At 66.5% G+C, this 13,086-nt stretch carries 1 protein-coding gene (running past one end of the window); it reads left to right on the forward strand.

The features are described 5' to 3' along the window. Positions 1-13,086 carry the 5' end (the start) of a C2 family cysteine protease gene (locus AC5WS7_RS08150; RefSeq protein ID WP_495954503.1) on the forward strand. The gene runs 25,485 nt beyond the window's last position, so only the first 13,086 of its 38,571 coding nucleotides appear in the window; the start codon lies at positions 1-3; the stop codon falls past the right edge of the window.

Genomic DNA, 13,086 nt, shown 5'->3' on the forward strand with positions numbered 1-13,086 from the left:
ATGAATCGTCGCGCCGAACTGCCGCCGTCGACCTCGCGCCAGGACGACGCCCTCCGTTCGAGCGAATCGCCGCTCGCCTCGCCGACGGACCAGATGCGCACCCCGCTGCGCGATCCACAGCGGAGCGAGGCGCATCCGGATGAGGTGCGCAGCTTCGAATCCCTCGCTCGCGCCGACGATTTCGCTGCCAGCAGGCTGAACACCCGGGACGATCTGCCGCTCGATGAGCGGGCGGCATTGGACGGCAACCGAGACATCCCCACCGTCAACGACCTGCTGCACAACCTCCCGCCCGGCCAAATCGCGGAGCGCCACGCCGAATTCGGTGCCGACCACGAGACCGCGAACCTGCTCACCGGCAAGGATTCTCTCGCCCCGGATATCCCGGCGCTGCGCGAGGTACCCGCCGACGCATTGCGTGACCGGCGGGACGCCTTGCGAGACACCAGGAACCGCACGCCCGAGCAGGAGCGGGAAATCCGGGCGCTGGACGGCATCCTGTCCCACGAGAACCCTGAGGAACGCTGGAATCAGCTCCGCAATCGCGCCGCGCTGTATCGCGCATGGTCCGATTACTTCCGGCAGAACCTGAACCGGTCGTTCGAGCCCGGCGAGGTTCAGCGCAACATCGACCTGCTCGACCAGGCGACCGGGCACGAATTGCCACTGCCGCAAGCGATTCGCATCGACCGCCCCCTCACCGACCCGCGCGTTCTGATCGACAGGAACGGCAAGCCGTTCACGGGCCGCGACATCCAGGATCTGGTCGACACCGTTCAGCGCGAACCCGGTTACATGCAGTTGCCGCTACGCGATGTAACCGCCTCGGCCACAAGCGGTTCCTACCGCATGCAACTGGAGATCCCGCGGGGCACCCGAGGCGTGTACGTCGGTGCGGACCACCTGGACACGCACCATCTACTGCTGGCTCGCGACACCACCTACCGGATCACCGGCGTCGGCCACGACGACGGCGCGACCGTGATCCAGGCCCGGATCGAGCCCCGGCCCGAGGATCTCGAGGCCGTGATCCCCCACAAGGACGAGACCCCCCGAGAACTCGCTGACACCACCCGCACCGGTTCGAATGTGCGCCCCACGGCCGCCGAGCCGGATCGCCGGGAGGTGGAGCGCCGGGATCAACTGGCGCAGGAGATTCGCAACGGCGGGAGCCGGGATCAGCATGTGATCGACACCCGGCAACGACTGGAAGCCGCCCTCGCGGAGTACGACAGCAGGCGCCGGGCGCTGGAATCCGCTGAGGCCGAACATCTTCGGACCGCAGCGGCCGAGCGCTCGGACAACGCCGCTCCGGCCGACGCACACAAGCACCTCGACGAGGCCCGGGCGAACGTGGAGCAGGCGCGGGCCGAGCACGACGCCGCGGTCGAGCACGCGGTCGAGCAGCAGTACGCGGTCCTGAAGGCCGAGGCCGAGCAGCGCATCCGGGAGGCGGACGCACATGCCGCCGCCGTGCACAACGAAACCGACAGGCAACTCCGCGCCGCGCGACAGAAGCTGACCGATGCCCGCGCGGCCTGGCAAGGCAGCCGTGATGCCTACAACCAGCGGGCCGCCGACCTCGAGGCGCGCCGCAACGGCGATCTGACCAAGAGCATCGAGGATGCCGACGCACGCGTGCGTAAGACCCGCGACGACCTGGCGGCGGCCAGGAAGGAGTACGAGGAGGCGACCAAGGAATCCGAGCCCGACAGGAAGCACCTGAAGGCGCTGCGCGGCAATATCAACTCGCGCGCGAGCGAGGTGCGCCGCGAACTGGTCGAACGCGAGGCACTGCTGCGGGCCGCACCCGGGGACCACAGCGCGGCACTGGACAAGGCCATGAACGAGCGCCGGGCCGAGGAATCCCGCGCGAGCGCGGAACACGACGATGCGCACGACAAGAGCAGCAGGATCGCCAGGTTCTTCGAGCGGATCAGCTCCGGCGGCGGCCGTGACACTCGCGGGATCACCGACCGCGACCGGTTCGACAGCGACGTCCGCACCCGCGAGCAGCAGCTGCGCAAACAACTGACCGAGCGGGAGGAACTGGACCTCGAGCCGCTCAGATCCGAGCGGGACGAGAACGAGGCCGCCTTCCGCAAGGCACACGAGGAGCTCGACGAGACCGGCCTGGAGGTGATCCGCAAACGGACCGAGTCGCTGGACAGGGCGGGCAAGGCCGATCAGGAGGCGTTCGACACCGGATTGGCCGGGCGCGCCAAGACGTTCGAGGCCATGAACAACAAGCGCATGGCCGCCGCGAAGGACATCCTCGCGGCGCTGTCCGTGCACAACGAGGAACTGCTGTCCGGCGAACACGACAGCCCGGTGCCGCGCCTGACCGACGAACAGCTGCGCGAGCTGATGCGAACCGGGACCAAGGAGCAACGCCTGACCTACCTGTCGGAGTTCGTGCGCCGCAATCATCCCGAACATTTCGCCCCCCGCGAGAACCAGATGCTGGGCTTCCTGCTCCGTACCGCCAACATGGGCACCGGTCAGGGCAAGGAAATGCTGATGGCGATGCGGCTGTTCACCGACGCCCTCGAGCACGGCACCTCGTACGGCAGCACCAGCAGCGACAATCTGGTCGCATCGATGGTCGACCTGGTCAAGGCGTTCACCCATCCGGAGACCGGCGCTCCGCTGGTGAACGTCGGCCGCATGACCGACGACGGGCCGATGCCCGAGAACGGCGTGATCGTCGGGACGAAAAACGACTTCCAGTTCCGGGCGTTGCGGGAAGCGCAGTCGATGCTGGACAGCATCGCGACCAAGGCGCCGAAGGAGGAAGTCGAGGCGCTGCACAACTGGCTCAACAACGACCGCCCGAAGCTCGACGAGATGAAGGCCACGCTGGACGAGGCCGCCGCGAAGTACAACGTGGACCGCACGTTCGAGCCGTTCCCGAAGGGTATCTATACCGGCGACGAGTTCGACGCGGCCATGTTCGACGGCCAGGAGGCGGTGCTGACGCCCGGCGGTTCCCAGGCGGAATCGCCCGAGCGGGCGCAACACATCACAGAGGTGACGCATCGCGTCCTGGCCGCGCAGAAGCTGCACGGGCTCACCGACGCGGATTTCGCCCGGCCCGAGCGCACCAAGGGCATGTGGCGGGCCGAGCTGACCGACGCCGCGATCGAGAAGCTGAACAAGGTGCCCGGGCCGCAGCTGACCCGCGACCACCCCGACGTCCAGATGTACAAGAACGCGGCACTGGCGAACTGGGGCATGATCCGCAACGAGCACTACATCGTCTCGCACGATCCGGAGGGTAAGACGCCCCCGCGGGTCGGACTGCTCGATCACAAGAACACCGACAAGCTGATGCTGGACCGGACCAAGGGCACCACCGACATCCGGGAGAACCGGCTGCAGGACATCGGGCAATACCTCGACGTGCTGGCCGGTGTGGAGGTCCAGGCCAATCACTCCTCGGAGGCGTTGTACCTGGGGTTCGGTCAGATCGTCGGCAGCAGCTTCCTGCATTCGCCGTCGGGGGTCTCCGGGACGCTGACGCACGTGGAGGACGCGCTCTACGACCAGCACCACATCGGGCCGGTGCCGCGCATCGAGAACTACTACGCGGACCGGATCGAGGATCTGCCGGACGTCGTGCTGAAAACCCGGGAAGGGAAACTCGAGGCCTCGGCCGAGGCGATCGTGCAGGAAGCGATCGCGCGAGACGGCGAGATCAAGCTCATCACCGACGAGAACGGCGTCGTGACCGGGGTGGAGCAGGGCGGTCAGCCACACTGGCAGGTACACAGCAACCGGGACATCTCCGGCGACAGTGTGCGCATCGAGCGCGGCGACGACGGCAGCATCGTCAAGACGACCGAACTGCACTCGTGGCGGGACAAGAAGCTGGAGGAATACGGCGTCGTCGACTGGGTCGACAAGATCACCAACGACCGGCTGCGCGCGGAGGTCGCGCGGATCAACGAGGAGCGGGCCCGAACCGGCGAGCCCGAATTGAAGGTCGCGGACGACATCGGACTCGACTACACCGTGCGGGACGCACAGTGGTACGACCGCCACGGAAACAGTGACGACGCCGAAAACCTCGCCAACGACCAGACCAAGGCCTGGGGTAAGCCGGGCAGTCTGCATTTCGGCCACAAGACCGATGGGCGCGGTGCCAGCCCCAAGCCGGACAAGGATTCGCTGCAGCTGGGTGGCACCCGCGCCCGTACGACCGTCGGACCCGATGCGGGCGATCGAGCGCACGTCCAGATTCGCGGTCGCGCCCAGCGCGGCGGTTCGGGTGAGGACCGGAAGAATGGCGGCTACCCCGGATCGTTCCGGCGCTTCCTGTCACCGGAGGACATGTACACCGAGGTGGCCGATCACGGTGTCGTCACGCAGGTGGTGCGGTACTACAAAGCGGCCACGGCGCACGAGCAGGCGGTCGCCGCGGATCACGCACACCGCACCGATGTCACCCGCACCGAGCTCGGCAACGCCGAAGCCGAACTGCACGCGGCCGAACAGCAGCTGCGCGAGCAGACCGTGCCGCACGTGCAGCGTGAGGTGGAGAAGCAGTTGCTCGCGCCCCGGGGCGCCGGGGCGCAGCGCGCCGGCGCGCCACCGCTGTCCGAGTCGCCGCACAACCTCGATGCGCGCTCGTCGCAGCGCAATGCGCAGCAGTCCGTCACGCCGAACGACCGGCGGACACCGAACTCCTCGGACGCATCGAATTCGGCGCAGGACACGGACCATTCGGCACCCGCCCAGGATCCGGCCGACACGAACGACTCGGCCGGCGCCGACCGTCCGGAGTCGAACGGCTCGCGCCCCGACGATCTGCCCTACACCGAGGAGGACAACGGCGTAATACGCCACTACACCGGAGAGGACGCGGCCGAATGGCTGCGGCGCGGTGGCGCTCTCGCCGGAACCCTGATGTCGTTCAGCACGCCCGGCGGCGACTACCTGCGGGCGGAATTCACCGCGCACGGGATCGAACTGCGGCACCTGGACGATCGCGTCGAAACGACGACCCTGGACGGTCTGCGCGCGGTGATCCAGGACGGGCGGGCCGAAACCGTCAGGGTCATGCCCGCCGAGCCCTGGGAATCCGCCGATTCGGAATCGTCCGCGCCCAGCGCACGGACCGGAGAAGCCGAACCGCCCGCGGTCGACTTCTTCCGGGGGTTCACCAGCAACCTCACCACACCCGCCGTGCAGCAGATGCCGCTGTGGAACGTACAGACACCGCAGATCACACCTCCCGGCAACGCGTCGACGATGCAGAACCTCATCACCGACCCCGAGTCGGCGGACGACCCGTTCACGGTGGAGGCCGACTACGGCTCCGACCTCGACTCCGTCTACGACGGCGACTCGAATTCCCTCTTCGGCGACGACGACGTGCTGCCCGGCCCGGCCCCGCACATCACCGAGGACGACCGGCCCTTCGAACTCCCTTCGGACAGCGAGCTTTTCGTGATCGGGTCCGACGGCGACTCCGTGTCCAGCGACGACAGCTATTTCCTGTCCGACAGCGTCCCGCACAGCACCACTGCGAGCAGCACCCGGAAATCGACCGCGCACAGCCCGGCCCTCCAGGTCCCGGCGAGCAACGACATGTTCGTGATCGGCTCGGACACCGACTCGCCCTCCGAATACAGCCAGGACGAGGCCACGACCGGATCGTCGCGGTCGGCCCGCGAAACCACTTCGGGCAACGAAGTATTCACGATCGGCTCCGACACCGACTCCCCTTCCGAATACAGCCAAGACGACACCATCCACAGCCCCGGTCTCGAAAATCCCTCGGGCGATGGGCAATTCACGGCCCGGAACGACACCGACTCCCCTTCCGAATACAGCCGAGACGGCACTGGCCACACTCCGGGCCTCGAAATCCCCTCGAGCAAAGAACAATTCACGAACCGCGACGACTCCGACTCACCATCGGTCTACAGCGACGACTCGCCCGCGACCTACAGCCCGGTCTTCCCTTACGCCTACCGCGACGGCTCCGCGCACTGGCGAGACAACTCCATCGGCAACCCCGCGCTCGCGAATCCGGTCGGCAACGGACAGTTCCCGGCCGGGTACGACAGCGACTCTCCCTCCGCATACAGCCAGGACAGCGACGGCGGACCGAACCCGATCGGCGGAACGCGCAGGCTCGGTCCCGTCCGTTCCGCGCTCACCACGGTCACCGACGGCAAGCAGGTTTCCGCCTCCGCGGCGACCGTGCGGGACCCGGCTGCGACCGCGAAAACGGCCACCGAGAAATCGGCGGACTCCGGCAAGAAATCGGCCCGGCCCGTCGAGGAGCCGGCGGATTACGGTCTGCGGCGGCTGTTCCAGCTGCCCAAGCAGCAGGACGATCCGGAGGACGACGAGACCTATTTCGGCCGCGACCTCGGACGGCAGATCGGTGTCGAGCCGCTCGATCTGAATCCGACGATGCGGAAATACGGCACCGGGCACCAGGGCGCGAAGAACCTCATCGACTACCAGCCGATTCCGCAGGAGACCGTGGAATGGTTGCGGCAGCATGTCATTGCGCAGGTCGAGGCGACGCGTGGCCGGGACGACAAGTTCCGCGCGGACGTCGCACGCATGCTGACCGCCGATCTGCTGAACAACGAGTGGTCTCGCCTGCTCAGCGAGTCCGGACTGCCCCTGCCGGTGGAATACAAGGACACGAAATATCCTGTCTTCCTGCGCCTTTCGCTGAACGTCATCGGCCGGACGCCGAAAACCGGACTGCCGACCGACGATATGGAAGTCTCCCGGGTCCAGCATTTCCAGCGCTCCGTCTTCGAAATCAGGCGACTGCTGGGCAATACCAATCTGCGGTCCGCCTCCTATGCGCATTCCGGCCAGTTGCACAAGGGGCCCGTCGACAAGGTGAGCCTGACCGGACAGGTGGACGGCAAGCTCAACGAGATGGCTACCGACCTGCGCATCTCCTCGGAGATCGAGTCGATCGCCAAGCTGCGGAGCCTGGGCATGCACCATCTCTACGACCTCCTGCCGACCTGGGAGGTGCGCGTCGGCCACGGTCTGGCCGATCTGCGAAACCCGGACCGGATGACGCAGGGCTGGAACGGAATCGACGAACGCGCGCCGGACATCCTGCAGGCGTACTTCCCGGACTACCTGACCGACAACAGCGAACTGCCGACGCTGCCGAAGGACGACCCGGCCGGCCCGCCGCCGATCGAACGGCTGCGGTACGAATTCCCGCTGTACGGGCCGCACGACATTCCGAATATCGACAAGATATACGGGGACGTGCTCAAATCGTTCCCGGCCCTGAACAACATGTCCGACAAGTCGGTCGAATGGTTGTGGGAATTCTTCCGCGAGGAGAATTTCCTCGGCGCCCTGCCGATCATGTGGAGCGACGGCGCGGTGGATACGCCGACGCTGTATTCGGATATCGGTGGCGAGATCGGATACCTGCGGTTCAGCGTCGATCTGCACGGCGGCACGGAGCTCACCGGTCCACCCATCAAGAATTCCCGAGCAGAGCTCTACACCGTGCGGCAACTCGCGGTGCACGGCGCGACGCGGGTCGCCAACTCGTTCGGCTTCCTGCTCGCACTCACCTCGGCCTTCAAGTTCGGCAAGACCAACCCGGACACCGGCTACCCCGAATCCCCGGGTTTCCGGTTCACGCTGCCCAGGGCCGGGGCGAACTACCAGGCGAGCTACCAGCTGGGGCTCAACCACGGCGGCACGACGGCACGCACACTGCGACACAAGGGCGACTTCCTGCATGTCACGCCCGAGATGACCATCAACGTCGAACTGGTCCGCAACTTCGGGCCCCCGATCAGGCCCGCGCCCAGGTCGCCGCTGGCCAGCGGGAAGACCTATCCGGTCAACATGATGGTGCCGAACCTGAAGACCCTCGGCGCCGCGCCGAAGAAGACGCTGTATCCGCCGTCGGAAATCGTGTACCTGCGCCAGCTCGGACTGACCACGACACCGCTGAGCGTCGAAGGTATCGAGCCGCTGCTGGAGGACCTGGAGAAGTATCTGTCCGAAGAGGGTTTCCTGCGCGACAGTCTGGAGAACAACCGCACGCTCGACCAGGCGAAGGCCGGCCCGCGGGCGATGCTGGACGAGAGCATCCAGGGTGGCGCCAAACCTCCGTCCTTCCAGATGGCCACCGCGACCGGTATGCGCCGGGTGACCGCCATGATCGTGACCAAACGCCGGATGGAGAATCCCGCCGACCCGTACCAGGGCATCACGCACGAGACGTCGCTGCCCAAGGTTCCGACGATGAATTACAACGGTGTGAATTCATCCGGTAGCGACCAGTACTCGAACGCGTTCCCGTGGAGTATCGGCGGAAACTTCTCGATCGACAATCTCATCGGCGGGGGGAGCAATATCCAACCGGCAGCACGTATCACCGGTGCGTACGTGCACAGCCAGTCGGCCCCGAAGGTCCGCGATTACGGCTGGAAGATCAACGAGAGGAACATCTTCACCCCGAGCGACGACGGTAGCGAGGTCTTCGGCGTACCGACCGAGTACGAGCTGCACATCTTCGACACCCACGAACCCGCTCCCGGCACCGTCACCAAGGTCACCGCAGACGCCGGCGAATCCACAACGGACACAGGCGAATTCACGACCGACAACGGGACCGTCTACTCCGCGTCGGTCTACAGCACGGACAGCACCGGCGCCGAGGTCACCCAGCCCGCCGCCGGCGCCGAACCGGGCACCACCGGCCGCATACTGCGTACCGGTACCGGCCGGATCCGGGTGGCTCTGCCCACCTATCGCACCCTGGCCGAAAAGCCGGACACCGCACCGGCCGCGCTGGAGCCCACGTCCCGCGCGATCGACCCGCAGAAGGACCAGGCGCTGGTCCAGGCCTTCGACCAGCGGGCCGATCTGCCGCGCAACCCCAAGATGCAGGATCCCGGCGGCAGCAAGATTCTCCGGGAAACCGCGGACAAGGCGATCACCGAGCTGATCGAAGGCATCAAAAAGGATGCGGCCGAGGCGAAGCAGGCCGCCGAGGGGGACGAGCAGCCGCAGTTGACCGCACCGGCCGAAGAGACGAAACCGGCGGGCCCGAAGGACACCGAGACCACCCAGGACACCGACGACGATCCGGTGGTCCCCGGCGCGTTCCCGACCGACGAAGCGCTGGCAGCCAGGCAGGCGAACCAGGCGGACGGCGACCAGGTGACGGTGAACTGGGGCGCGGTCGGCAGTACGCTGCTGGGCGCGGCGCGCTGGCTGGCGGACAAGACCATCGGCGTCGGGCAGTGGACCCGCAAGACCACGCTCGGCGAACCGCCCACGAATCCGGATTCGACGGTTCGCGAGGTCTTCCACAGCGCGCTTGCGCCGAGCAACCTCACCGCCTCGATATTCCAGACCTCCTACCCGATCGAGAGCACCACCGCTCCCGGCACGCTCGCGGGTATCGATTTCACCGGCGACCTGCGCGGCCTGATCGACAACGTCCGAGTGCAGTACAAGCCGAAGTTCGAGGCCGAACAGCTGCTGACGACCACCTCGCACACCGCTTATGCCCAGCCCTCCCATCTCGGCGATCACGTCGGCGGCTCCGGCACCGGCTACTACGGCAGGAACTCCGAAGGCCACGGCATCCTGGCCGGCGGTGGCCAGGTCGGCAAGACCCGCGACAAGCGCGTCACCTCCCGTGCCATGGCCACCAACGACGTCTCCGTCACCAGTTACATCGGCGCGTACGTGTTCGTCGCGGACGCCAAATACCTGATGAACATCACCGCCGCTCCGCGCAACACCATCCGGAACATGTTCCCCGGCGGGGCCCGCTCGAAGTCCTATTACATCGAGGTGCCCGATGCCGTGGAGTTCTATCTCGTGGAAAGCGAACTGCGGCATCACCCCGAACTGCTGGCACTCGTCCAGGCTCGTACCGACCTGACCATTCCGGAACCGTTGGAGCCGGGTAACGGCCTGCCCGCCGGTTTCAAGACCAACGGCAGACTCGATCTGGCCGTCGCCTACGACGTCGACGTGCACGGCGCCCGAAACACCTTGCGGGACAAGGTGACCGCGGAGGTGGAGAAGAAGGCCGGCGGCATCACCAAGATCGGCTCGACCACCTATCAGCCCGCCGTCCTGCCGCGGATCGCCAAGGCGACCGACGACGATTCGCTGCGCGCCCTGGTCAACGGCGGCCCGGAAGCCAAGGACACCATTCGTTTCCTGTACCGCTCCTGGTTCCCGATTCCGCGCCTGGTCACCGTCAAGCTCACGGCGGCACCCGATCTGTCCCGGATCGGCAAGGACGACAGCCGCAAGCCGGTGTCGAAGGAACTGAAACAGCTCCAGGAACAGGGCGAGCAGCTCCCGGACACCACCCTGCTGGACATCATTCGCGGCTACCAGGGCACCACCGGCAACTCCCTGAGCATCCCCGGCGCGACCGGCATCGGCGGCTACAGCACCAAGGACCGCCGGGAGAACTTCAATCCCGGCGGCCTGGCCAACGGCTACCAGCCGAACTTCAGCGTCGCGGAAGGCCGGAACAGCGGTGACGGCAACAACCGGGCTTCCTACCGCCAGGGTCGCACGTGGGTCCGGTCGGTGGGCCTGACCCGGTTCTCGGTGCCCTACAAGATCAACGTCGATGTCAGCTCGCATCTGATCACCCAGCCGGTGACCTCGTTCCTGATGTCCAAGGGCATCGATGCGCTGAGCTACCTCGGACAGGGCGTGGCCCACGTGGGACGGGCAACCACCGATTGGCTGGGGTGGTCCAAGGCGCCCGCGGCCGAGTCCGTGGCGATGGTCGATCTCACACCGGCCGCAGCGGTCACGACGCTCACCCCGGACCTGTCGTTCGTCCCGGTCACGGTGCTCACCCCGGACCTGGAAGCCCAGCTCGAAGCGATCGACGAGTCCGAACTCCCGCCCACGACCGATATCAGCCACACGGAAGTGCGTGCCGACGTACTCATCCTCTTCGAGAATTCGGAGACCAAGGGCAGCAACGCCGTGACGGGCATTGCGCCCGGCCTGTATTCCGACGACCCCAGCAAGCCGATCGCGCCGGCGCCCCCGGGCAGCATCTCCATCCCGATCAACCCGCCCGCCGCCCTGCGGACACTGTTCGCCGGGCCGACCTGGAAACCCACGCTGCCGCTGCTGATCCACGACTTCGACGGCCGGGCCGAGCTGGCCCGCGCGTTGCGCGCGGTCGACCCATCGCTCGTGCCCAGCGAACAGCCGGGCTTCTCCCCCGCCGTCCCGAGCCTGCTGCAATCGCTGGCCGGGTACGGCGTCGAAACGCATATCGGGCCGGAGGCCACCAGTGCGGCGCTGGACGACGCCGCACCGAGTAAGGAGATCATCCACACGAAGAACCCGACGGGCGACAGATACCTCAAGGTGACGCTCTTCTCGCCGCAACTGGTCCGGGTCAATCGCAGGACGTCGATCGAGAGTATTTCCGTCGCCGAGGACGTGACCCACCACGAGGACCGCGAGTCCTACGAGTACAGGGTGACCTTCGGTATGACGAACGACCTCAACGCGGACGCCACCAACCAGAACACTCCGACGAACATCCCGCTGGACGGAGATCTCGTCAGATACGTCAACTCGAGCGGTCTGCTCCGGCAGTCCACCAATTACGCTCGCTTCGGCGTACAGGGCGATACGAAGAGTTACCGCATCAGCGCCGCCGCGCTGATCGAGGTCGGTGGTCCGCAGGGCGTGCTGTGGGTTTCCGGGAACGTCGAGTTCAACACGATGGAGAACCCCACGGGGCATGTCGACCCACCGGGCATCGACCCGAAGGACGGCAGCGTACTGAAGCCCGCAGACAAGAAGGACGACGCTACAGACGACAAGAAGGACGATCCGAAATCGACATCGGATCCGGCGAGGAAAACGGCGGATACGAAAGACGACTCCGACAAGTCGGCAACGGACCGCGCGAAAGGCCCGAAAGGTAAGGCCAAGGCCGAGGTCGAGACCCCGGAGCCGACCGGGGAGGCACACGGAGGCGTGGCGCCTCCGCCGGGATACCGGTGGCAGAGCATGCCGATGGACGGCGATTGCTACATCCACGTGCTGACTCGCGCCCTGCACCCGAACCAGGTGCTGACCAGACGCGAACGCAATCAGCGAATCCGCGAAATACGCGCGGACATAGTCCGGGAGATCCACCGGAACCCCGACGATTACTTCGCGGATTTCGAATCCGTCCTGGCCGCGGCCACCGGCTTCTATCGGGAGCGCCTCTCCCGCATTCTCGTGCCCGGTTCCGCGCTGCACACCGCGGTCCGGCGCCGCCGCTTCGACCGGATTTTCGCGGCGGCCGACGCTTCCCGTGAATTCCGCTTGGCGCTGGAAACAATCGGCGAGGATCCGGAGAGTTATCTGCAGTACAACGAGTTCCGGGACCTGTTCACCGCGCGGCGCGACAATCAGCTCTGGGCCCGGTTCTACCAGCAGGTCGGCGCACTGGCCCGGCAAGGTGTGTGGCGAAACGCGGCCAGCTATCTGGTCCCGCAGGCCAGCATCGCCGTCCTCGACCGCAACCGGATTCGGCTCAACGTCTATATCCCCAGGCAATACGGCACCGGAACGCCGCTCGGCGATGCGAATTCCACGCACCCCCAGGTCAACGCCCTGATCCACGGCGCGCACTACTACCTCGCCGTCCCGGCGATGGGCTCATCGGCCACCAGCATCTTCCTCGCCCCCGACGAAACCGCAACGGCCCGAACGCGTTCCGAGACCACCAGCCCGGCGGCCACCGGCACCTCGGCCACTGATTCCACGACCGCACAGCCGACCGCGGCCGAGATCCGGGCCGCGGTATTCGGTCCCGATCGGATTCCGGACATACCCGCGCATTCGCTCGGCTGGATCGATACCGTGCGTTGGCGCGCCCTCGGCCAGCACTACATGGCGCAACTCGATCAGGACCTGATCGCGCGCAATGTATCCGCCCAGCGGCGCGCGGAGGTGCTGCTCGATCTCCGGAACCAGCTGATCACGCTGACCGACGGCCTGATGATATCCCGGATGCCCGCCGATCCGTTCTGGGCCAATCGAAGATTGACGCTGGAACGGGCATTCGCC

The organism is Nocardia sp. PLKS1-43 (genome assembly GCF_059510335.1).